General features: G+C 43.5%; 19 protein-coding genes. 9 read left to right on the forward strand and 10 right to left on the reverse strand.

Annotated features, from left to right (window positions below; all coding sequences use genetic code 11):
• Positions 1 to 7: 7 nt before the first annotated feature.
• The 4 genes from H2O73_RS05145 to H2O73_RS05160 all read left to right on the forward strand — a co-directional run bounded on the left by H2O73_RS05145 (position 8) and on the right by H2O73_RS05160 (position 5,574).
• On the forward strand, positions 8 to 574 hold the full coding sequence (locus H2O73_RS05145; RefSeq protein WP_182107296.1) for a PilZ domain-containing protein: 567 nt from the start codon (positions 8 to 10) through the stop codon (positions 572 to 574).
• An 8-nt stretch (positions 575 to 582) separates the two neighbouring features.
• A complete protein-coding gene (gene mfd / locus H2O73_RS05150; protein ID WP_182107298.1) occupies positions 583 to 4,047 on the forward strand; it encodes a transcription-repair coupling factor in 3,465 nt (1,154 codons plus the stop codon).
• Between the two features lie 37 nt (positions 4,048 to 4,084).
• Complete coding sequence (locus tag H2O73_RS05155) at positions 4,085 to 4,852, forward strand: peptidoglycan binding protein CsiV (protein WP_182107300.1); 768 nt, start codon at positions 4,085 to 4,087, stop codon at positions 4,850 to 4,852.
• A 182-nt stretch (positions 4,853 to 5,034) separates the two neighbouring features.
• The gene (locus tag H2O73_RS05160) at positions 5,035 to 5,574 is read left to right on the forward strand and encodes a GNAT family N-acetyltransferase (protein WP_182107302.1); all 540 of its coding nucleotides are present in this window, start codon (positions 5,035 to 5,037) and stop codon (positions 5,572 to 5,574) included.
• 259 nt (positions 5,575 to 5,833) lie between these two features.
• Here the strand turns inward: H2O73_RS05160 and H2O73_RS05165 are convergent, their stop codons facing one another.
• From H2O73_RS05165 to H2O73_RS05175, 3 genes are all read right to left on the reverse strand, one after another.
• Positions 5,834 to 6,379 (reverse strand): outer membrane beta-barrel protein, encoded by a 546-nt coding sequence (locus H2O73_RS05165; protein ID WP_182107304.1) that lies wholly within the window; start codon positions 6,377 to 6,379, stop codon positions 5,834 to 5,836.
• 306 nt (positions 6,380 to 6,685) lie between these two features.
• Positions 6,686 to 7,195, reverse strand: a complete 510-nt coding sequence (locus tag H2O73_RS22190; protein ID WP_281364210.1) for a type II secretion system protein — start codon at positions 7,193 to 7,195, stop codon at positions 6,686 to 6,688.
• Positions 7,196 to 7,218: 23 nt separating this feature from the next.
• Complete coding sequence (locus tag H2O73_RS05175; protein ID WP_220457480.1) at positions 7,219 to 8,829, reverse strand: hypothetical protein; 1,611 nt, start codon at positions 8,827 to 8,829, stop codon at positions 7,219 to 7,221.
• 385 nt (positions 8,830 to 9,214) lie between these two features.
• Here H2O73_RS05175 and H2O73_RS05180 point away from each other — a divergent pair, with 385 nt between their 5' ends.
• Together H2O73_RS05180 and H2O73_RS05185 are read left to right on the forward strand one after the other, a co-directional pair.
• Positions 9,215 to 9,919, forward strand: coding sequence for a response regulator transcription factor (locus H2O73_RS05180; RefSeq protein ID WP_182107306.1), 705 nt, complete (start codon positions 9,215 to 9,217; stop codon positions 9,917 to 9,919).
• A 52-nt stretch (positions 9,920 to 9,971) separates the two neighbouring features.
• Positions 9,972 to 11,258 carry a sensor histidine kinase gene (locus tag H2O73_RS05185; protein WP_182107308.1) on the forward strand — a complete coding sequence of 429 codons (1,287 nt, stop codon included), beginning with the start codon at positions 9,972 to 9,974 and terminating at the stop codon, positions 11,256 to 11,258.
• Between the two features lie 92 nt (positions 11,259 to 11,350).
• Here the strand turns inward: H2O73_RS05185 and H2O73_RS05190 are convergent, their stop codons facing one another.
• The 7 genes from H2O73_RS05190 to hinT form a co-directional block, all read right to left on the reverse strand.
• A complete protein-coding gene (locus H2O73_RS05190) occupies positions 11,351 to 12,640 on the reverse strand; it encodes an NAD(P)/FAD-dependent oxidoreductase (RefSeq protein WP_182107311.1) in 1,290 nt (429 codons plus the stop codon).
• Between the two features lie 425 nt (positions 12,641 to 13,065).
• The gene (gene ycfP / locus H2O73_RS05195; protein WP_182107313.1) at positions 13,066 to 13,608 is read right to left on the reverse strand and encodes an alpha/beta hydrolase YcfP; all 543 of its coding nucleotides are present in this window, start codon (positions 13,606 to 13,608) and stop codon (positions 13,066 to 13,068) included.
• Between the two features lie 152 nt (positions 13,609 to 13,760).
• Positions 13,761 to 14,615, reverse strand: a complete 855-nt coding sequence (locus H2O73_RS05200; RefSeq protein WP_182107315.1) for a phosphotransferase — start codon at positions 14,613 to 14,615, stop codon at positions 13,761 to 13,763.
• Between the two features lie 24 nt (positions 14,616 to 14,639).
• Entirely contained in the window at positions 14,640 to 15,230 is a 591-nt protein-coding gene (gene lpoB, locus H2O73_RS05205) for a penicillin-binding protein activator LpoB (RefSeq protein ID WP_182107317.1), read from the reverse strand.
• Between the two features lie 63 nt (positions 15,231 to 15,293).
• Positions 15,294 to 15,680: a YcfL family putative periplasmic lipoprotein gene (locus tag H2O73_RS05210; RefSeq protein WP_182107319.1), complete on the reverse strand. Its 387-nt coding sequence runs from the start codon at positions 15,678 to 15,680 to the stop codon at positions 15,294 to 15,296.
• Positions 15,680 to 17,083, reverse strand: a complete 1,404-nt coding sequence (locus H2O73_RS05215; protein WP_182107321.1) for a COG3014 family protein — start codon at positions 17,081 to 17,083, stop codon at positions 15,680 to 15,682. The genes H2O73_RS05210 and H2O73_RS05215 overlap by 1 nt, the downstream gene beginning before the upstream one ends.
• An 82-nt stretch (positions 17,084 to 17,165) precedes the next feature.
• Positions 17,166 to 17,516 (reverse strand): purine nucleoside phosphoramidase, encoded by a 351-nt coding sequence (gene hinT, locus H2O73_RS05220; RefSeq protein WP_182107323.1) that lies wholly within the window; start codon positions 17,514 to 17,516, stop codon positions 17,166 to 17,168.
• A gap of 224 nt (positions 17,517 to 17,740) precedes the next feature.
• Between hinT and H2O73_RS05225 the strand changes: the two genes are divergently transcribed.
• The 3 genes from H2O73_RS05225 to norR all read left to right on the forward strand — a co-directional run bounded on the left by H2O73_RS05225 (position 17,741) and on the right by norR (position 22,738).
• Entirely contained in the window at positions 17,741 to 19,732 is a 1,992-nt protein-coding gene (locus H2O73_RS05225; protein ID WP_182107325.1) for a methyl-accepting chemotaxis protein, read from the forward strand.
• Between the two features lie 150 nt (positions 19,733 to 19,882).
• Complete coding sequence (locus H2O73_RS05230; RefSeq protein WP_182107327.1) at positions 19,883 to 21,052, forward strand: DUF1887 family protein; 1,170 nt, start codon at positions 19,883 to 19,885, stop codon at positions 21,050 to 21,052.
• A gap of 159 nt (positions 21,053 to 21,211) precedes the next feature.
• Positions 21,212 to 22,738 carry a nitric oxide reductase transcriptional regulator NorR gene (gene norR, locus H2O73_RS05235; protein ID WP_182107329.1) on the forward strand — a complete coding sequence of 509 codons (1,527 nt, stop codon included), beginning with the start codon at positions 21,212 to 21,214 and terminating at the stop codon, positions 22,736 to 22,738.
• The last annotated feature ends 81 nt before the right edge of the window (positions 22,739 to 22,819 follow it).

A 22,819-nucleotide genomic window follows, 5' to 3' on the forward strand; every position in this document is an offset into this window, starting at 1 on the left:
AAAGTTCATGTCTGACCAAGAATACTTCACTGTTCATCACCAAATGACCGTCAATGTCGAACCCTTGGCTAGCGATTTTGAGTATCCAACCTTCACACTGTTTGAAGATGAAATTCCTGCACCATTTTTAGTGGCCAGCGAGTTCAGTTCTCTGGATCAATTAAATGATGCAGCGCGCGCTGAACTAAAGTCGAACGATTTCAAACATGTCATCAACCTACTTGATACGCAAAATGCAAAACTGAATCTTCTGCTAACCTTTATGTTGTCACAGCAAGATGATGCTACTTTTCGTCATCAAACGATTTCATTTGGTGCAAGCCAGTTTAGCTTTCATGCACCTCAGTCGTTAAATGTAGGTCAGAAAGTGCGAGTAAAACTGTTTCTTGACCATCCCGCAGCCGCAATTTATTGCTATGGGTCAGTATTTAACTGCACGAATGAAGATGAACAATATACGATTTCAGTAAAATATGACCTGTTACGCGACTTAGACCAAGACTTACTAATAAAAGCCGCTTTGTATCAACAACAGAAACTACTTCGTCAACGCTCACTGAATCGCGAAAAATAGTAAAAGACATGTCAAAACCATCACTACTTAAGCTTATTAATCCTACCGGTGCCGGTGATAAAAAACACATTGGCAACCTACCGGGGTCAGCGCTTGCTCTCGCTATCGCAGAATTGGCCGAGCAGCATAGCGGGCACACACTTTTAGCCACGCCAGATCCTCAAAGCGCACTAAAACTACAACAAGAGCTAGAACAGTTTTCTAGCCAAAGCGTTACCTTGTTCCCTGATTGGGAAACACTGCCATACGACAACTTTTCTCCTCATCAAGAAATTATCTCTGATCGTATCGCTCGCCTCTATCAACTGCCTACGCAAGAAAGTGGCATTACCATCGTACCGATTAGTACGTTACTACAGCGTCAATCACCACGTGATTACTTGATGCAACATACGCTAATGGTAAAAACAGGGGATTTGTTCTCACTTGAGAAGTTGCGCCTGCAGTTGGAGAAATCCGGTTATCGACATGCCGACCAAGTATTCGGTCCTGGTGAGTATGCCAGCCGCGGTTCGATCATTGACCTTTTCCCAATGGGTTCAAGCGATCCTTATCGAATTGACTTTTTCGACGATGAAATTGACACCATTCGTACTTTCGATCCTGAGAATCAACGCTCAATCGAAGATGTAAGCGAAATTCGCTTGCTACCTGCTCATGAATTCCCGACCTCTGAAACGGCAATCGAAGATTTCCGCATTCGCTGGCGTCAGCGCTTTGAAGCGCGTCGTGAGCCCGAATCTGTTTATATGCAAGTCAGCAAGGGGACATGGCCGGCAGGTATCGAGTACTGGCAGCCACTCTTTTTTGAACAAACAGAAACGCTGTTCGACTACATCTCAGATAATACGCAACTGATCAGCGTTGGCGACATTGAAACGGCAATTGACACATTCTTAACTGACGTTGATTACCGCTACGATCAACGTAAGGTTGACCCACTACGCCCGCTTCTGCCGCCAACCGAATTGTGGCTTAAGAAAGATGAGCTATTTAGCCAGCTTAAGCTATTGCCACATGCTCTACTTTCCATTGACCCTATCAGTGAAAAGCAAGGTCGCGTGAACCCAAACATCTCAGCGCTGCCAGAACTTAAAGTTCAACATCAGAACAAAGAGCCAATGGCCGCACTGCGTCAGTTCAATGAGAGCTACCAAGGCAAAGTTATCTTCTCGGTCGAATCTGAAGGTCGACGTGAAGCACTATTAGAACTACTACAACCAATCAAACTGCGACCTGTAGAGTGCGACAGCTTCTGCGACGCCCTTGCACATAAAGAGAAGTTTACCTTAGTGCTTGGCGCGGCTGAACACGGGTTCCTCTATGGCGACGAGCAAATCGCTTTTATTTGTGAGAGTGATTTACTCGGTGATCGCGTTATTCAACGCCGCCGTAAAGATCGCAAAACCACCAATAGTGATGCGGTTATCCGCAACTTAGCCGAGCTAAAGGCAGGACAACCTGTCGTTCACATCGACCACGGTATTGGACGCTACCTTGGGCTACAAACCCTCGAAGCCGGTGGCATGCTCACCGAATACGTCACGCTCGAATATCAAAACGAAGCCAAACTATACGTCCCTGTTGCATCACTGAATCTTATTAGCCGTTACTCTGGTGGCGCCGAAGAGAGTGCACCGCTGCACAAATTAGGCGGTGAAGCTTGGACAAAAGCGCGCCGTAAGGCTGCGGAAAAAGTCCGCGATGTTGCTGCCGAACTGCTCGATGTGTACGCAAAGCGTGAACTAAAACCCGGCTACAAATTTGCCCTAGACCGAGGGCAATACGCGACATTTAAATCAGGCTTCCCGTTTGAAGAAACTGACGACCAATCAATGGCAATCAACGCGGTGATGTCAGACATGTGCCAAGCCAAAGCCATGGACCGCCTTGTGTGTGGTGATGTTGGTTTTGGTAAAACCGAAGTAGCCATGCGCGCTGCGTTTGTGGCGACAGACAATGCCAAGCAAGTGGCAGTATTGGTACCTACCACCCTACTTGCCCAGCAGCACTTCGAAAACTTCCGTGACCGTTTCGCCAACTTACCGATCCGTGTTGAAGTGCTATCACGCTTTAAAACCGCCAAAGAGCAAAAAGTGGTGATGCAAGATATCGCTGCCGGCAAAGTGGATTTGGTTGTAGGCACGCACAAGTTACTTTCTAGCGATATCGTATTTAAAGATCTTGGCTTACTGATTGTTGACGAGGAACACCGCTTTGGTGTTCGTCAAAAAGAGAAAATGAAAGCGATGCGTGCCGATGTCGATATCCTGACTCTCACCGCAACGCCAATTCCTCGCACCCTAAATATGGCGATGAGCGGCATGCGTGATCTGTCGATTATTGCCACACCACCAGCACGCCGGTTGGCAATCAAAACCTTTGTTCGTCAGCGTGAAGATGCTGCCATTCGAGAGGCTGTATTGCGTGAAGTGATGCGTGGTGGTCAGGTTTACTTCCTGCACAATCAAGTGGATACCATAGAGAAAACCGCCGCAGATCTTGAAAAACTGATCCCCGAAGCCCGTATCACTATAGCTCATGGACAGATGCGAGAGCGCGAATTGGAAAAAGTGATGAATGATTTCTATCATCAGCGCTTTAACCTGTTGGTCTGTACAACCATTATCGAAACGGGTATCGATGTACCTACCGCCAACACCATCATTATGGATCGCGCCGATCACTTGGGCTTAGCACAGCTACACCAATTACGTGGTCGTGTCGGTCGTTCGCATCACCAAGCGTATGCCTACCTACTGACTCCGCATCCAAAAGCGATGACTAAAGATGCGATTAAGCGATTAGATGCTATTGCATCACTTGAAGATTTGGGCGCAGGCTTTACACTTGCGACTCACGATTTGGAAATTCGTGGGGCTGGTGAACTGCTGGGCGATGAGCAAAGTGGACAAATCCAATCGATTGGCTTCAATTTGTATATGGAAATGCTAGAACAAGCCGTCGAGGCGCTCAAAGAAGGCAAAGAGCCATCTCTTGATGAGTTACTACGCGAGCAGACAGAAGTAGAGATGCGTATTCCAGCATTACTACCTGAAAGCTACATCCCTGATGTGAATACTCGCCTATCAATGTATAAGCAGATAGCGAGTGTGAGCGACAAAGATGAGTTAAACGGCTTGAAGGTTGAACTGATTGACCGATTTGGTTTATTACCTGATGCAACCAAGAACTTACTTTCGGTTGCAGAGCTGAAGCTTTCTGCCGCAAGTTTGAAAGTGAAGAAAATTGAAGCTCATGACAAGGGCGGATATATTGAGTTCTATCCTGATGCTGACATTAACCCAATGTATTTAGTTACACTGTTGCAATCTCAGCCTCAAAAATTCGCAATGGAAGGACCAACTAAGTTTAAGTTTACGCTACCATTAGTCGATAGGCGTCAAAGAATTCAGTTTGTTACTGACATGCTGGCAGAATTCCAGCAAAATTTATTACCAAAACAACACTAAGTATTCCGGGTGGGTGTCACCCGTATATGGAGATGTAATGAAAAAGCTGATCCCACTGCTTCTCTTCTTCGTTGCGCTGCCAAGTTGGGCGCAGCGACAATTTGATATTGAAGTGATCATTTTTAAACGTGCAGTGGACGCAGAGCAAGTGACCGAGTCATGGCCAAATACTCTGCCTGAAATCAATATGGAAAAAGTGGGCAGCTTTGCCGACAGCAATTACCGCGCTCGTAAAGGTGTGCAAATGCTGTCTCGTGCAAACTACCAGCTCGACGGTGAAGCACAAAAACTGCGCAACCATGCCGGTTTCCAAGTGTTAATGCATAAAGCTTGGCGTCAAGGGGATAAAGGTCGTCTATCGGCGCCTGTTTTCCATATCACTGCAGGAAAGAACTATTCCGGTCAGTTCAATCGCGATGGCTCACCTGTGGGTTCTCACAATGAATCGGTCATTGAAGGCGTAAGCGAGCAAACCATTCCTGGACCGCTGTATGAGTTAGACGGCAAACTGCAGATATATGTCGAGCACTATTTATATGCTGACGTTCAGCTTGACCTCAAAGAGCCAAGTGTTCGTGACGTCGTGCTTGAAGATCGCCAAGTCGATATTACTCAACAGACGCCACTAGCTGGCAATGATACCGTTCAAGTCGGATTGATGACCGAAGTGACGCCAACGGTGCACACTGAGGAGTTTTTGAAAAGCTACCGTATGGACCAAAAACGCCGTATGCGCAGTAGTGAAACTCACTTCTTAGATCACCCTCTTATGGGTATGATCATCCAAGTACGTCGCGTCGAGTAAACATACAACACTCTCATACTAAGCATCTTAAATTATTAAACGCCCAGTCAAAAACTGGGCGTTTATTTTTAGCAAACAGACCATATCTCGCTAGCAACAAGCCATTTGGCAATTCGATTTCTGTTGTCGGCTCAGCCACTACTATATACTTTATAATCAGTCACTAATTGCCCGTATACCCCATGAGCCCAGACTACCAAATTATTACCCGCGAATTTGTTTTACGCCTTGTTGATGCTGAAGAAAGCGAGGCTTTGCAACAACTTGTTGTCCGCTCCCCTAGCTTGCATCAATGGGTTGAATGGTGCCACGCCGATTTTTCACTCAATGAAGCCGATCGCTTCATTCTCGCGACTCGCTTAAATTGGGTAAAATCCGACGCGTATGGTTTTGGCATTTTTCGCCGCAGTGACGACGTACTCGTTGGGATGGTTGCGATTAATGAGCTTTACCAAACCTTTAATATGGCGAGTTTAGGCTATTGGCTTGCTGATGAGTTTCAACACCAAGGCTATGCCCGTAAAGCGTTGTTGGCATTGTGTGAGTTCTGCTTCGATATCCTCAAACTAACTCGACTAGAAATAGTCTGTGACCCCGATAATCTCGCGAGTCAGAAGCTCGCAACCGCCTGTGGCGCCAAGTTTGAAACGCTCGCCGCGAATCGCTTCATCTTTAATGGCAAGCCCAAACAAGGGGCGGTTTACTCGATTGTTCCCAAGTAAGTCAGTAGATTGCCATCAACCCCTAACACGGTGATTCCGCCTATTCTCTAATATTCGGAAGATATTGCAGAAGTAAGAAGCCGTCACCAGGTCACTATCAAAGCATAAAATAAATCCGATACCTGCTTCCAGATATCGGATATTTACATATTAGTTCGTTCACTCCATTGTTCTTCTAATGAATCCCTGAGCTAAGTTACATTTAGAGACTTGGATACAAGTACGAAGTGAGGCTGCGAATTGCTTATTTTGACCAGCCTTAGAATGAAACCTTAACAGCGATGTTGGCAGAGGCGGTATTGTAAGAAGCAACATTATGAATTTCGTAAGTAGTTTGTAAACCTATATGCTTAGTAAAGTCATAACCTAAACCAACACCGATCAGCGTAGCACTATCCGAAGCAGAGGTAGTAGCTTGACCTAAAATAGTTGTCTGGATATCCGCATCAATTTTATGGTAACCCAGCTTACCCAACAGATGGAAACCGTCACCAAAGTAAACCTTAGGCAATAAGTTTACCCCCACAGAAGACATAGACACTTTAAAGCTATCAGATGAAGCCTTTTCCGTGGTTGAACCTAAGTCTTTGTATTCAAACTCCGCACCTAACACAAAAAAGCTGCCGATTGGAAAATCATAACCGAACGCTGCGGCAAAACCATTTTCAACATCGTTGCTTGATGTGAAAACCGCGTCGTGATACATCATTGAATATGCACCACTCACATATAGACCATCACGTGCATTGGCATTCGCTGACACAGCTAACGCTAACATGGAAAGGGCTAACATTGATTTCTTCATTTTAATTATCTCCAAATATTTTTATTTACCAAGAAAAGGCATGAAATCTATTATTGAGAACAAATATTGCCCCATAAATAGAATTTGCACATAAATAGTCAGCAAGCCAAACAATAACATCAAAAAAATAATACGTATGTAAGCCAAGGTAAGGACATGTAAGGCTAAATAGACCCTAATCACTATATAACCATCACTAAGTAATCAGACAATCATTAGGTCTAAAAAACAAAACTCGTTATTAAACAAGGTAACTACCAGGCATTAGAACACCCGATAATTGATTAATCCAGCATTAAGCAACAATCAACACAATTCAGTGTTCGCTTCGATATATGGCTTACCTTCATCACTCTTACGCTGAACTGCTATAATGAAACACTTCGGTATAACACCAGAGTTTTTATAAGTAGAATAATCTTCACTATGCATGACATATAAACCATGTTGAATGGAATCATCCTCGTTAATCGGTAGGTTAAATAGACTTATATCCAGCACCTCCAAATTTGTACTTAATGCACGGCGTAAGTTCGGAGCGTTCATTACGATATTTCCATTCCATAAAAAAATATCATCAACCTTATTGCGCCCTACATCTTTCCCCTCAAGCAACGCCTCACCAAGAGTTGAAGAATTAGTAGCTAAAAGTGATTGCCAAGCATTGAGTATCACCGCTTCCTTTGCACTGTCTTTAACATCAAAATAATTCGGCAATGCTGCCGAAGCTAAAATACCTACGATCGCGATAACAATCGTCATTTCTAATAAAGAGAAGCCTTTGCTATTATTTATAGCCTTCCTAGATTTCATCATGCTTCAAACATTCCACTGGTTATTTAATTAACTATACTTACTAATCGGTCTTGAAATTGAATATTTTCAAAATTTATTAACTCATCAACCCCAGTTGTTGGGCAATTTACCAAAACATCGTATTTTTGATGAACAATCGAACAATGAGAGAACTCATCCAAAACAATATAGGTATCAATACCTCCTTTTCCATCAACCTTATTATTTTTCTTATTACCTTGTATTTTATTATTTTGATCGTTGGCAATTAAATTAATCGTCTCATCTCCGACAATCTGAACATTTAATAACCATCGCGATTTAAATGTATAATCTTCAGCTGGAGAGTTGTCGATCTTAGACATCGAAAATGTTGGTGTTCCAACCAGAGTTGATTGGTTGTCGTAATACTTTTTAACACCATTAGAGTCAATATCGGCAGTATATTGCAGGAAACCATGAAACATATTTTCAATCCAAGATAGCGCATCTGAATCATCGTTTTGCATTTGTTGGCGAGTTAAAGCTTGATAACTATCTAGACCATCAGAACGATGTTCCCACATCCCCATATAAGCTTCGAATGCTGCGGCTAAGTATTCATGCGAGTAACTTGGTCCAATTTCAGGGTCAACATCATCCGTTAGCCAGTCATTCCAACTAGAAGTCTCCGGTTGCCAAACGGCAAACTTTCCTGACTCGTGGCGCTTATATAACGCAAACGCACGTTGCTGGATTCGTTCTTGGAACGTCTTGTAGATTGGATTCGGGGCGATCCCTTGGGCCTGAGTTAGGTGGAGAATCTCCTCAAAAGCCGCATCACGATCAGCATGTTCACCTAAGTCTTCACAGTAGTTGGCGAAATTGCTCATGTAGTGGCAGTCCCCTTCTACGGTCAACTCTCTAAACATTAGAGATTGACTATGTAGCAACCAATTTTGTGTCTCTGAGCTTTTCAACACACCTTGTAAAACCTCATCAACGATATTTTGGTACTGGTTGGGATACTTGGTTTTAAACGCGGTCGATGAGGTAATAAAGTTAGCCGAAGAAGACGCATCAAGCTCATTGCTATTGGCTTGCGTTGACGCTTCCACCCAATATTGCAACTTGCCCTGACGGTCGGCTTCTGCAACAAAAAGCTTTGTCAGCATCTGATCATTCTCTGCATCATTGGCAGTTAGCATCAATGTTGCTTGACGACTCGCCATTAGCTGGGCAATCGAAGACTTATCGCTACCATAGGTTGATTGCGGCAAATTAGTGAGATAATGCTGCATGATTTTCGCGGCACGTTGAATCTTTCGCTCAATGATCTGCTGCGCTTTCTTACGCTGCTCATCGCTGACATATTTATCTTTATTAAACAAAGCGATAATGTGTATCGTATCATTACTGGTGAACGTTAATTTTTGTTTCGCTACGCTATTAATTGAGATTGGAAGATAGAGGTTATAACCTGAATCTGCAGCTATCTGTAGATGCTCAGGTAACGTATTAGATAAACCACCTATTACGATGGTCTGATGTGGGTTGCTCCCCCCACTATTGGTACCTGTCGAGCTCCCTGTTTGAGAAGCATCGTTTTTGTCTGAATCGCAGCCAACTAAAGCGGCTGTTAACAAAAACAAACATCGGATTTTCTTGTTGAGCATTTATTCACCACTAATGCATTGTTACTGATTAATACTTTTTGTCGGCATTCTAGTAACAAAACTATTGGTGTCCACGCCCCCTCCGCTTCACTCATTGATAAGGTAAATATTTTGTAAGGGCTAACGAGCGAATTATTTACACACATTCTTTCACAATTGACTGCAAACAAGGATAAACACTGCATATTTGATGGTTATTCGTACAAACAAGCAACTTAAACAGCATTGCATGCCATAACAACTCTCTATGTAAGCGTACGTAAGAGAATGAAAGCGGAAAAATTAACGAAAAATAGTATAAACTGCAGCAAAATTCACAAGATCGTTGTGAAGGCAATCGATTCCCATATAATGCACCCGAGATCAATACAACACACCAATCAATATGAGCTGCAACATTTTATTAGTCGAAGATGACCACGCCATTGCCCAACTTACTAAGATGTATCTCGAAGCTGAAGGTTATCGAGTTTCTGCGATAGAAAGCGGGTTGAATGCCACCGAAGAAATAAGACGCAGTCAACCGGATTTGGTCATTTTAGATCTGATGCTGCCTGAAAAGTCTGGCGTTGATATATGCCGCGAAGTAAGAGAATTCTACCAAGGCATGATCATTATTTTGACAGCATCAGAAGATGAGATGAGTGAAGTATCATTACTAAAACTAGGTGCGGATGATTACATTACTAAACCAGTTCGTGGGCATATCCTAGTTGCTCGCATTGAAGCTTTAATGCGACGCTATCGTAGTCACATGCTTACACCAGAGCCGCGATCAATCAGCCAAGCTTACGGTATTGTTATAGACAATGAGAGTAATATCGCTCACTACCAACAGAGACCGATTGACATTACTCAGTCTGAGTTTGAAATACTCCAAGTATTGATCGATCACTCCGGTACTGTGGTGTCCCGTGAGCATTGCTGCCAAGTGGCCCGTGGAATAGAGTACAACGCCAATGATCGTTCGATCGATATGCGCATATCTAGCCTACGGAAAAAGTTGATTCTAGCCGACGTAAGTAGCGTTACGATTAAAACAGTAAGAAATAAAGGATACAAACTAGTAGGTCGTCAAAGTGAAAATTAAATCTAAGCCAAGGTCGATGTTCACGTGCCTCTTTCTAGAAAGCCTCTTAGGCATGATTATTACCTTCGTTGTTTTTATACACTTAACTTCCGACTATGTTCGTGCGGGAGACAGAGAAACCTTTCTCGACACCGCAACGTTGCACTTGCAGCGCTACATCAATAGCCAACACGAGCTAGCTGGACTCTACCAGCAACTACAACACAAACGAGAATTAACCTTTTACGACTATAAACTTCACCTAATCAGCCAGCAGGAAGACATCGAGCAATTCTGTGCTGATTGTGTACTGTTTACGCAGCATCAAGGGTTCGACCTATACATCAATGATTTGGATCTTTTAGCAACCGTCCTCCCCGTTCCCAACTCAACTCAACGACTGTTGTATATTGAAACAGAAGATCCGATCAGCGTTTCGACACCTTGGTATCAAGATAGAGACAACCACTTTTTTCTGATGCTCTTTATTACCATGAGTATAGCGCTGGCAGCTTTGCTATATTTTCCGATTCAACGCGTCAATCGAAGAATCAACAAGCTACTGTATGTTCAAGAGGCGTTTGGTCAAGGTGATCTTAAAGCTCGCGCAGATGCTTATCATATATCTCCAATTAAGGAGATTGCACAAAGCTTTAATGAGATGGCAGACGACATTGAAACTCGCGTTAAAGAATCGCAAATATTCTTACAAGCGATTCCACATGAAATCCGCACGCCACTGAGCCGAATACAAATGGCTAATGACTTGCTACGCAGTAATTATGTTGAGAACAGACCCGCACTACACGACAGGATTGATGATTATATCGAAGATATCTCACTACTTACCTCAGACATCATTCAACTCTCTCGCCTAACCAATAAACGTTGTGCCAAAGACGCGCCTCTTTCCAACGACATTTCACTGCCTGATCTTTGCGCAAAAAGAATCGAAATGATAAATAGCAGTGCTAACATCAAGCTCAACATCGACACTGAGCTATCTTCTTTACAACCGATCGGTGCGGACTGCTTTGCCAAGCTGATTCTGGATAATTTGATTAAAAACGCTATTGCCTATGGCAAAGGTGTCATTGAAGTATCGTTAAACGAGTTTGAATGTTGCTGGACGATTGATGTTGAAGATAATGGTCATGGCATCCCAAACGATATGCGGGAAGAGATATTCATCGCCTTTTCACGCCTAGACAAAAGCCGTAACGTCAACAGCGGAGGCTTCGGTTTAGGGCTAGCTATCGCCAACCAAGCTGCGAAAAACCTCGGCTGGCAACTATCGGTCTGCGATAGCCACTTAGGCGGAGCTCGATTTACTATCGTAATCCCTAAATTTTGTGATTGAAGATTGCAAAACTAGGATATCTTCGCAAAAAAAAGCCAGTCTTAACTGACTGGCATTCTTCGCTAAAGCGCTTTTGCTATTCACTACATCAATTAATGCAGCTTTAAATTTGGTCGAAGTACGCGGTTGATGCGCCCCATCAATACGATTAATGCGGTCTTAAATACGCCGTGTAACGCCATTTGGTGCATACGATAAAGCGAAATATACACCACACGAGCAATGCGACCTTCAATCATCATTGAGCCTTTGGTCAAGTTACCCATTAGGCTACCAACCGTTGAGAAGCGGCTAAGTGATACGAGTGAGCCTTTATCTTGGTAGACATACGGCTTCAACTCACGGCTAGACAGCATAGCAACGATGTTACCAAATGCACGGCTTGCCATTTGATGTGCAGCCTGCGCTCGTGGCGGTACAAATGAGCCATCCGCTTGAGTGCATTGCGCCAAATCACCAATAACAAAAATGTTATCATCACGTGTAGTTTGCAGCGTATCTTTGACCACTAGCTGGTTAATGCGGTTACTTTCTAAACCACCAATTTCTTTCATAAAATCAGGTGCTTTAATACCTGCAGCCCAAACCATGATCTGCGCTGGGATCTTCTCACCATCTTTCGTAGTAAGCCCATCTTTGTCAGCCTGAGTAACCATAGTAGCGGTACGCACATTCACACCTAACTTGGTTAACTCTTGGTGTGCTGCGCTTGAGATGCGCGGTGGTAGCGCAGGAAGAATACGCTCACCTGCTTCAACTAGGTTTACATTCAATTTGCTTGAATCAAGGTCACCAAAACCATACGTACGCAGTTCTTTAATCGCATTATGCAACTCTGCAGAAAGCTCTACCCCCGTCGCACCAGCACCAACAATTGCGATATCAACCGTACCGTTACCGTTTTTCGCATGCAGTTTTAAGAACTGGTTGTTCATATTGGTACGGAAGCGGTGCGCTTGCTCAGGGCTGTCGAGGAAAATACAGTTCTCACGCACACCTGGAGTATTAAAATCATTAGACGTAGAACCAATCGCCAGCACGAGAACATCATACTCTAGCTCACGGCTAGGCATCAGCAACTCACCTTGTTCATCTTTGAGTTCAGCCAAAGAGATCACTTTGCGTTCGCGATCAATATTTTCCAAACTGCCTAATTGGAAATCAAAATGATGGTTTTTGGCATGAGCGCGATAGCTTAACGCATCCACCCCTTCATCCAATGAACCTGTCGCCACTTCATGCAGCAATGGTTTCCACAAGTGGCTCGCTTTACGGTCAACTAAGGTTACCGTCGCACGACCTTTTCGACCAAGTGTACGACCTAGTTTTGTTGCAAGTTCTAGGCCGCCTGCGCCGCCACCTACTACGATAATTCGAGTCAAAGCAACTATCCTCTAAAAATAAAAAACAAAGATATTGGTTTAGCTCGCTCTGCGAACTAATGAATTTTTTGGCGTCGCAATCTTGTTGCGATAGAGGCACTCTCAGTAAAACACGTGGTTGGATAAAATTCGCTCTAGGCGAATTACGTTGGAAGACTAGAAATACATGTTCCAACGCAAGGTTTGGGCAAGTTTCTTACTCGCTCTCAACTTTTTTTGATATTAATCAAATAAATTTTACAGAACTCATTATATAGAGCAAAAGTCGCTACGCAACAAAAGAATGAAAGAAATTCATTAGAATATGTATGGCTTTATGGCATTACCCACTCACCGGTCAATTTCCACACAGTAAAGCCCATGATGACGACAAAAAAAACGGCACCCTAAAGGTACCGTTCTCTATGATTCTTAGACAGACTGATTTAGCTTGCCTCTTTAAACGCTTTCATCGTTTGTAAGTGCTGAGATATTTTTTTGAATTTGTGTTGTTCGACTTCATCCCACACAATATCGTAGTACGTATCGAGTTCTTGAGCGGTTTGCTGATTGTCGTGAATCTCATCTTCTTTAGATAAAATCACTAAACAACGACGGCTGTTTTTAGTGCGAAACTCTTCAACACATTTCGTCGCAATATCTTCATATTCTTCAGGACGATCGATCCGCCCTTGCATATTTCGCTCTGGATGTAGATTTGGATTAAACATAACCTGTTTAATACCACATAAAAAACCAATGCGTTCTGACCAATACCCACCAAGACCAACACCGCATATAATCGGCTCTTTATCGTCCGACTGCTCGATCACTTTGTGAACTTCTTTCAGCAAATGCTGCATGTCATGTTTTGGATGTAATGTGCTGTAGTTGATGAAACGAACATCGTCATCAATAAACTGAAGTTGAAGTACCTTCTCGTGATTGCCTGGGCTGGTGCTATCAAATCCATGTAAGTAGATAATCATATTTAATCCCCGATTGAACTGCAGGCTCGTTGTTAATACTAGTTCGGATTGACTTACTAAATTGCAACAAGCTGAATTTAATCTAACATGAAAACTAGGGTTTTAAAGGGCTATAGGAAACATTCTCACCAGCTTTCAGCAAAACAGTGATCTCACGTGCAAAACTGTTGTTTCAAATGCTCAGCTTGTTGGATGTAGGTGTCATCTCCCCATAGCTGATAAGCCAACAAATACCAAAGCATCGCCATCATGTTAGCTCTAGGACGCCAAGCTCGGATGCCTTCAAACCAATCATCAATTCCTTCAATATTTCGCAATTGACAATATCGTTGTATGGCTTCCATCTCATTGATTCCCGCGACATCGATGCTTAACGTTAAGTCCAAACGCGGATCACCTATGGTTGCATACTCCCAATCAATCACTTTCACGCCCTGCTGCCCATCAACCATGTTATATCCCGCAAGGTCAAAGTGACATAAGGTGGACCCAACATCAGCCAAACTCGGTGCGTTTCGCCAATCACGATAGATCGCTTGATACTGCTCCGTTTTCAATTCTGGCTTTAATTGCATCCAATAATGGTCAACTCGAGCAGTGAAACCAAAAGGAGCAACCGGTAGTCTCGTGGTTGGTAGGTTATGTACTTCAACGAGAGCCTCAATCAACTGCTCAAATGTCAGTGTCTCACTCAGTGAGTGACCGTCAAGCCATTCGACCAACAGCCCTTTTTCATTGATAAAAATAGGCTTAGGGCTAAGCCCTGAGTGCTGGATAGTTGAGAGGATTTGGTATTCTTGAAAACGGGAGATGGAGAATGCTTGGGTAATGGCGGTGGTCGGTCGCCAGACAAATGCATCTCCATTCGATAGGACTATTTTCCAACAACGGTTGGTTAAGCCCCCAGTCAAGGTTTTGGCATAATCAGGGGGCACAGTAAAGAAACGTTCTAGCGACACCAATGAACTGTCTAACTGACAAGCTTCACGCCATGACATTCGAGCCATACAACGTTCCTTCTACTGTTATTTTTACAAACCTAAAAAGCTCTTTGATTGTTGTTTGCGAATCTCAGTTTCATCTGCCCATTCAATCAAGCCAGACTCTAGATCCATCAAACGCATCGTCATTTTATAGTAAACGTCTTTGTCGCTACCGGCATTCTTCGCAATGCTTGATAGGTTACCGTACAACATGTACTGCGCGCCGACCATCTTACCAAATTGGATGGCGTTGCTTTGATTAACAAGCTCATCGTTATTTTGGAAGTTAAGTTGGTCGCGAACCGCTTCTACGCGTCCCATATCAACAAATCGGAATTTACCTGAGTTCAGCATTTTAGTACTGATGGTATCGGTGATTGATTCCGTATCAATATGTTCGCTGGTTTTGTTCTTCACTCGCTCAACAAATACAATTGGACGAGAGTCGCGAGTAATTGCGGCTACTGAGCCTGATTGCAACATGCTATCAACCATTTCACCGGCGATAGTTTGTAAATCCGTTGAACCAAAATCGATCGTGGTGGTTTCAACAGCTTGTGCGTCCCCGTAGCTCACTTGATTTGAACAGCCACCTAAAACAACAGCAAGACCGAGAAGTGCAATAACACCTTTATTCATTCTGTATTCCTTAATATTTAATCGGTTTGACCAAAGCTAACAGGCATTGGTTCCCAAATTTTATTAATCGTTATTATTTCTTATCTGTACACGAAACTGAGTTGCACTCGGGTTGACTGAGATTTCAGAAATCGACACGGTTTCTTCACCACGAATAATCAGTCGACGCCAGTTTCCGAGCTTACTCACTTCTAATCCTCTATCGTCATACCAATAAAATCGGTACAGCAAGTCATGATCAGAGCTAATATTGCTCGATAAACTGACAATACCTTGAGTGTGCCCATCAACCACTGTTGTGGTGATATCATTCACCGCAAGGCTTCGAGACATCGAATCATTAGCAAAGAGTACTTTTTGCTCGTTACCATCAATTCGCAACCCAGAGGTGTTAGTAGTACACCCCGCAACCGCAAACATTGATAAGATCACTAAAACGAATTTCTTCATTACAATCTTCCTAGTTGCTTATGCCACACAGTGGCACTGTTTCCTTGACGAGAAAGCCAAACCAATACTGTGTTCCCTTCGGTAACATTGAATTGATACGTCTCTCCCCCGATATCCAAACGTTGCTTACCCGCATCGACCATCAGCGTACTGCTATAAATCTTAGCAGGTAGCGTTTGCCAGCTTCGTGTATCTGCTTGCTCTGTCAGTGTATTCCACACATTAAACAGTAAATTACCTACATCATCTTTGCCCGCAGCTTCTCGACGCAATTGATCTTTAGCGACCACTCGTAGAGCTTGTCGAATGACGATACTTGGCATTCGCTCTGTTAAATCTTGTTGTGCCATCAGGTTAACATCGGCAAGTAACGCTTTAGACACTATTTGCTGGTTAATACGCAATGGCGAAAACTGCACTGAGCTTGGTGATGGATAATAAGGTAATGCTAAAGAATACAACGCTCCATTACCTCTACTGTCATAAAGCGGTAAAGATAATTTCCAGTCTTGCATTGCCTCTACAGTATCTTGCTCTTGCAACACAATCACACGACCCTTGCCGGGCATGTTTGTCTTCGCTTTACCATAACGCTTTTCAAGCAGACGCAAGTCTTCACTCATTCCTAAGCGTCGTGCAGTTCGCATGGTGCTATCAAAAACAGTTTGATTGTCTGGCATAACCGCCAATGCGCGGCGGTAATCTACGTATGCACTATTTAAGTCATTATCGGCTTCATACAATAGTGCAGATAAATACATCAGATAGGCGTTTTGAACGGCTTGAAGTTTTTTACCCGCATCTGGGTATCTTGATAGCACACTACCAAGGTTAGGAGTCAAACCTTTCGATTCCATCTCTGCTTGAGCCGCCTCAAGTTGACGCTCTCGCTCCGCTTTTGCCCGTTCTTGCACCTGATTAGCACGGCGCATTTCCACTAACGCGTCATCTAACTTGTTTTCTTTTATGTAATTTAAACCTAAGTATAGATGGAGAAAACCAAGCTCATAATCGGCAGGTTGGTAGAGTTTGAGATTATCATTGACTGCGAGGGAACCAATACTGGTCGCAGTATCTGAGATAGAAACGGTGGCTTTATCTTGCTCTTTACGAATCGCTTGGTCACTGAGTTCAAATGCCGATAAGCTCAGTTTGTCATTGTTATTGAGAAGATAAACCCGCCCTTTTTCGAAATTGTCGAGAATCTCTCCAGCAATGTCATCGGGCAGTGCTTGTTCCGCTGCCGCGTAATCGCCTTGTTTTACAGCCCGATACACTTCTTGATTTTGAGCGCTATAGTGACTAAATAGATTGCCCGCAGAAAAATTGGCGCATGCTGTAAGAAGTAAAGTGCTAAAACTTAGCAATATGAGTCGAATAGTTATCTGCAATCCGTACTCCATCTATATGTGTGTTGAATAAAAAGCACAACCCAATTGATTGTGCTTTTTATAGCAATAAGGTGTAAACACAATAAAGCTTAGTTTAGTTTATCAGCATTGGACCTAACGGACGACCGCCCACCAAATGCATATGAACGTGATAAACCTCTTGACCGCCATGAGCATTACAGTTGACCAATAAACGATATCCGTCTTGATCTATCCCTTCTTCTTTGGCTAATTTTTTTGCCACGGTGAACATACGTCCCATGGTTAGTTCATCATCAGCTTCCATGTCATTTACGGTAGCGATTAGCTTGTTCGGGATGATTAAAATATGGCTTGGTGCTCGCGGGTTGATGTCACGAAACGCCGTTACAAGATCATCTTGATAAACAACATCTGCCGGAATTTCTTTGCGAATAATCTTACTAAATATGGTCTCTTCAGCCATGCTGGACTCCATCATTTTTAACTAACTGAATGATATGACGAGTATGCGTCATGCATCACTAAATCACAATTAAAAACAATGTTCGGTAAGATTGACGAATCCGAAAACTTTAACCCATACCGTTATTTTTGTCTTATGCGTCCTAAAACGGGCGTCTCACTATCAAAACAATCGTCCAAGATCTGATAATTTTCATTACGAATTATTTTAATGAGGAGAGATCTATGAAGGGCTCAGTGATAAGGCGAATGTACGCTGGCTTTGCATTGATCATATTAATGTTTGCAGTTTCCACGTTCATGGCATTACGCAGTATGGAGCAAATCCATACTAATTTCGCCAGTGTCACCAACACTTCGTTACCACTGGTTTCGTTGTCTAACAGTACCAACGTTGCGCTGCTCTCAGCTGATAAGCTCTTTAAAGATTACCTCACCACACAAAGCTTCGAACGCATGGAGACAATTCGTTCGCAATTTATTGAAGCACAAACTCATTATGGTCAAACCATACAAGCACTTGAAACAGCCAGCGCTGGTAATCCCGAATTAACTGAACGCATGGAGCAAGTCAAACAGCTTGAGCAGCGCTACTTCTCTGAAGCCAATGATGCGATGGATAATTACCGCAACATGTTTGAAGCGCAAGCCCAAGTACAACAATCCACACGCCAATTCCAACGTCTGCACTTTGAATTAAGTGCCGGCATGAAAGATTACGTTGATAATCAGGATAATATTGCTGTTAAGATCATGTCTAAAAGCTACTTCGTTAAGCTAAAAGATGCTGAAGTGATAACGTCTGACGCGCTTGCTAGCAGTGATACTGAGTTTGTCGCCAAAGCGGTCGCAAAAAACAAGAAGGCGGTGACTCACCTCAATTATGCTTACCGTGGACTCGCAACTCAAATGGGTTCATTGAAAGAGAAGTTTGATGCCCCTGTAGCTCAGTTTACTATCGACATTGGTCAAAAGGGTGGCGTGCTTGATCAACACAATAGCTACTTAATTGCCCGTAAAGCACTGTATGAGAATATCGCTAATCTCACCAATGAAGTCGATACATCGAAAAAGCTTTTACATTCCTTTAGCGAAAACGCTCAACAAAGTTTAAACCAGTCATTGGTGCAAGCAGGGAATGTTTATGATTCAGGTTTAATCCGTGCCATCTTCCTATGTATCGTAGTGGTTGCCTTAGCAGCAGGTATTGGCTATCACATTGCTCATAGTGTTCGCAATCCACTCCATCGTATTCTTAAAACGTTAGAGGCATTAAGTGATGGGGATATGACACAACGTATTGATATTCGCTTTAATAACGAATTCAGTCGCGTGAGTGGTCACATCAACACGCTGGCAGACAATCTACACAACATATTAGTGCGCTTAAACGAGGCTTCGGATGACCTCACCAGTACTGCCAATACCAACCAGCAAACTCTTTCTGATACACAGAGTCAGCTAAATCAGCAGCGCCAGCAAACCGCAACGGTTGCAACGGCGATGAATGAGATGAGTGCCTCTGTAGATGAAGTAGCGAAAAATGCCCAAAGCTCGTTGCAAATGGTCGAACAGGTTGAAGTGGCGTCTGAGCAAGGTCGCCAAATTATGAGTACCAACATTTCCACCATCAATCAGTTGGAGATGCGACTGACAGAATCTGTTGATGCCGTCAAAGATCTACAAGACATGAGCAGTAAAATCGGCTCCATTCTTGATGTTATTCGTAATATCGCAGATCAAACTAACCTATTAGCGCTAAATGCAGCTATAGAAGCTGCTCGTGCTGGTGAGCAAGGTCGCGGGTTTGCAGTCGTGGCGGATGAAGTTCGTGTATTGGCACAGCGCACCACAGAATCAACCACTGAAATTGAAACTATGATCAGTGCACTGCAAAGTAGTTCGACCTCAGCGAATAGCGTCATTCAAAGTTGTATGAACGACATGACCTTGTCTGTAGACCAAGCGTCCAATGCCAACAGTGCGATGGAAGAGATTCAATCACTGATCCTACAAATTAGCTTAATGAGTGGTCATATCTCCAGTGCTGCCGCTGAACAAAGCAGTACCACAAGCGAAATTGCTCACAGCATCGAAGAGATTAACGACATTGCAGACTCAAGTTATCGCGCCATGACGGAGATAGCACAGACCAGCAGTAACCTCACTCATTTGGCCAATCAACAAGGTGATTTAGTGCATCGATTTAGGGTGTAATGTCAATTTCCGGCTAAATAATTGAACAAGGGCGATTAAATTAAGTAATCGCCCTTGTTTTTTAAAAGCCTAAACATTATATGGATATTAAGGCTTGCTCGTTGATTCACCTTAATACTCCTTTTTGCAAGCCAATCATGAGGAACAACTATGGCAATTCATGTTGGCATAATCGACCAAGACCCGATTCGCTTGGTCACACCATTATTAGACAATCGTACCCTTAGCCAGCACATCGTGTTCATTGGGGCTGACTCGCAAAAAGAGATTTATCAACGTCTACACAGTGTGTTAGCAAAACGCCAAATCACCTCTGAGTTTTTCGAAATTCCTAGCATTGCGAACACGACTGAAATAAAAATGGCCGTGACACAATTGGCCGAACAACTAAAAAGCCGTGGCGAAGCGATCAAACTCAATGCAAGTTGTGGTTTGCGCCATCGCTTGCTTTCAGTGTACGAAGTATTCCGCAGCTATCACTGGCCGATTTTTGTCGTTGAACCAAATAGTGACCGTTTATGCTGGCTCTATCCTGAAGGCAAAGAAGACACTCAAGTTGAAGACCGCATCACTATTGATGACTACCTAACCATATTTGGCGCTCGCGGCGAGTTTTCGGAACACAACCTACCGCCACAGCTTGACCAAAAACTGTATGAACTTGGAGAGCGCTGGGCAAGTAATGCCCTAGAGTTAGGTCCAGGTCTTGCGACCTTAAACTACCTAGCGACAACTTGCCGTAAAGAACAGAAACTAGATGTTGAACTCTCCGATAAGCAGCAAGGCTATCGTGAGTTAAATATGCTGTTGTCTGACTTAGTTGAAGCTCAAATTGCCACTTACCAAGATGGTATCTTGACCTTCACCAGTGAAGAAGCGCGCCGATTCTCAAATGGTGAATGGTTAGAAACGCTCGTTCACAGTACGGTTCGTCAGATCCAGCAAGACATGCCAACTATTCAAGACCGTTCGCTAAACGTTCAGGTTTATCGCCAACTGGGCGAGCGCGAAGTTCGTAATGAACTTGATGTCGCATCTGTGGTGAATAATAAGCTACATATCATTGAATGTAAGACCAAAGGTATGCGTGATGATGGTGATGATACCTTGTACAAACTGGAATCGTTACGCGACCTACTAGGCGGATTGCAAGCGCGTGCGATGCTAGTAAGCTTCCGACCGTTACGTTATAACGACATCACTCGCGCCGAAGATCTTGGCTTAGCATTAATTGGTCCTGATGAGTTAAAAGATCTGAAGAGTCACCTAAGCCAATGGTTTGCAGAAGCGGGTGGTTCTGAAGAGTGCTCTGATTGCTAAAACCTTGCTCGGAAACTCAATCACTTTCATAGCCTCGCACCTCGCGAGGCTTTTTGTTTTTGATGGTCGTCAAACCCACATCATCCCCTCTTAATTTATGATGTCTTTTTTACATCATTTTGTTAGCATGCGTGCTCTTCAATTAATATGAGCTTTGCAATGCCTTCTCACGTCGAACAAGCACTACTGAATATCGCTCTAAATCTCAGCGCCAATTTAACCAGCGAACAACAATATCAACACCTCGTTGAAGGTATCAGTCAGGTTTTTCCTTGTGATGCTGCTGCACTGTTTATCCTTGATGAGCAAGGCTTCCTAACACCGGTGGCGGTAAAAGGAGTTTCAACTTCGGTGTTGGGGCGACGTTTTTTCCCTAGCGCTCACCCGCGCCTACTGCAAATCATGCAAACCAAAACACCAGTACGCTTTGATGCCGACTGTTCACTGCCCGACCCTTTTGATGGTGTCATGCTTACCACACAGCAAACCATTGATGTACATGACTGTTTAGGCTGTAGTTTATATGTTGAGGGGCAATTGGTCGGTGTCTTAACCATGGATGCTCTCACTGTAGGTGCGTTTGATGACCTTGATGCAGTTACGGTTGATACATTCGCAGCATTAACCGCGGCAACATTACGTAACATTGCTCAATTTAAAGCGCTCAAAGCACAAAACCGTAAGCACCGCTCCGTAACACAAACCTTGATTCAACAAGCCCGTACACAACAAGGTGAGATGGTGGGCTTAAGCCCTCAAATTGAAAAGCTAAAAAACAGTATTGCCACTGTCGCCCAATCTGATTTCGCCGTTTTAATATGGGGCGAAACGGGCACAGGGAAAGAGTTAGTTGCGCATAATCTGCATGCCCAATCACACCGTGCAGATAAGCCAATGATTTACGTCAACTGTGCCGCACTGCCAGAAGGGTTGGCGGAAAGTGAGCTGTTTGGTCATGTAAAAGGGGCGTTTACGGGAGCCAATAGCCACCGTTCAGGAAAATTTGAACTGGCAGATGGCGGCACGATTTTCCTCGATGAGATTGGAGAATTACCATTGATTCTTCAAGCGAAATTGCTTCGAGTTATCCAGCAAGGCGAATTACAGCGCGTGGGCAGCGATCAACATTTGACCGTCAATGTTCGCATTATTGCTGCAACTAATAGGCAGCTCGATATTGAAGTCGAACAAGGTCGTTTTCGCGCCGATCTCTATCACCGCCTCAACGTATTCCCTATCTACGTTCCACCACTTCGTGAGCGTGAAGGTGATATTGCAGTTCTATCCGGCTATCTACTGGAAAAAATGCGTACTCAATTTAATACGCCCAATCTCCATGTTCACCCAAAAGCGTTACAAGTATTAGAGAACCAAACTTGGCAAGGTAATGTGCGCGAATTGGAGCATAGCTTAACGCGAGCAGCACTTCATGCGATTCAAAACGAGCAAACAACCATTCAATTGCATCACTTTGATGACTTCGTACAAAATAGCGATGTAAAAAACACATCAGCCTATTTCCCCTCTGAAGGGCAACCAATGCGCAGTTTGGTTGAGAAATACCAGAAGGATTTAATTGCACACGCTTTAGACCATTCGAACAACACTTGGTCACAAGCTGCTGATTTTCTTCAAATGGATCGAGGTAATCTCTATCGAATGGGTAAAAAACTCGGTCTTAAATAGCGCATCAAATGCTCCTCCGTTGTAATAAAGACATCAATGGCGTTGTCTTTATTACAACAAACGCCTTTACCAGAAACTAAA

Origin of the sequence: Vibrio marinisediminis, assembly GCF_014050145.1 — a bacterium.
In the GTDB taxonomy this organism is placed as follows: Bacteria; Pseudomonadota; Gammaproteobacteria; order Enterobacterales; family Vibrionaceae; genus Vibrio; species Vibrio marinisediminis.

Coding starts and splice junctions, on each gene's coding strand:
- H2O73_RS05145 (WP_182107296.1), top strand. CDS start 8: ATGTCTGACCAAGAATACTTCACTGTTCATCACCAAATGACCGTCAAT.
- mfd (WP_182107298.1), top strand. CDS start 583: ATGTCAAAACCATCACTACTTAAGCTTATTAATCCTACCGGTGCCGGT.
- H2O73_RS05155 (WP_182107300.1), top strand. CDS start 4,085: ATGAAAAAGCTGATCCCACTGCTTCTCTTCTTCGTTGCGCTGCCAAGT.
- H2O73_RS05160 (WP_182107302.1), top strand. CDS start 5,035: ATGAGCCCAGACTACCAAATTATTACCCGCGAATTTGTTTTACGCCTT.
- H2O73_RS05165 (WP_182107304.1), bottom strand. CDS start 6,379: ATGAAGAAATCAATGTTAGCCCTTTCCATGTTAGCGTTAGCTGTGTCA.
- H2O73_RS22190 (WP_281364210.1), bottom strand. CDS start 7,195: ATGATGAAATCTAGGAAGGCTATAAATAATAGCAAAGGCTTCTCTTTA.
- H2O73_RS05175 (WP_220457480.1), bottom strand. CDS start 8,829: ATGCTCAACAAGAAAATCCGATGTTTGTTTTTGTTAACAGCCGCTTTA.
- H2O73_RS05180 (WP_182107306.1), top strand. CDS start 9,215: ATGAGCTGCAACATTTTATTAGTCGAAGATGACCACGCCATTGCCCAA.
- H2O73_RS05185 (WP_182107308.1), top strand. CDS start 9,972: ATGATTATTACCTTCGTTGTTTTTATACACTTAACTTCCGACTATGTT.
- ycfP (WP_182107313.1), bottom strand. CDS start 13,608: ATGATTATCTACTTACATGGATTTGATAGCACCAGCCCAGGCAATCAC.
- H2O73_RS05200 (WP_182107315.1), bottom strand. CDS start 14,615: ATGGCTCGAATGTCATGGCGTGAAGCTTGTCAGTTAGACAGTTCATTG.
- lpoB (WP_182107317.1), bottom strand. CDS start 15,230: ATGAATAAAGGTGTTATTGCACTTCTCGGTCTTGCTGTTGTTTTAGGT.
- H2O73_RS05210 (WP_182107319.1), bottom strand. CDS start 15,680: ATGAAGAAATTCGTTTTAGTGATCTTATCAATGTTTGCGGTTGCGGGG.
- H2O73_RS05215 (WP_182107321.1), bottom strand. CDS start 17,083: ATGGAGTACGGATTGCAGATAACTATTCGACTCATATTGCTAAGTTTT.
- hinT (WP_182107323.1), bottom strand. CDS start 17,516: ATGGCTGAAGAGACCATATTTAGTAAGATTATTCGCAAAGAAATTCCG.
- H2O73_RS05225 (WP_182107325.1), top strand. CDS start 17,741: ATGAAGGGCTCAGTGATAAGGCGAATGTACGCTGGCTTTGCATTGATC.
- H2O73_RS05230 (WP_182107327.1), top strand. CDS start 19,883: ATGGCAATTCATGTTGGCATAATCGACCAAGACCCGATTCGCTTGGTC.
- norR (WP_182107329.1), top strand. CDS start 21,212: ATGCCTTCTCACGTCGAACAAGCACTACTGAATATCGCTCTAAATCTC.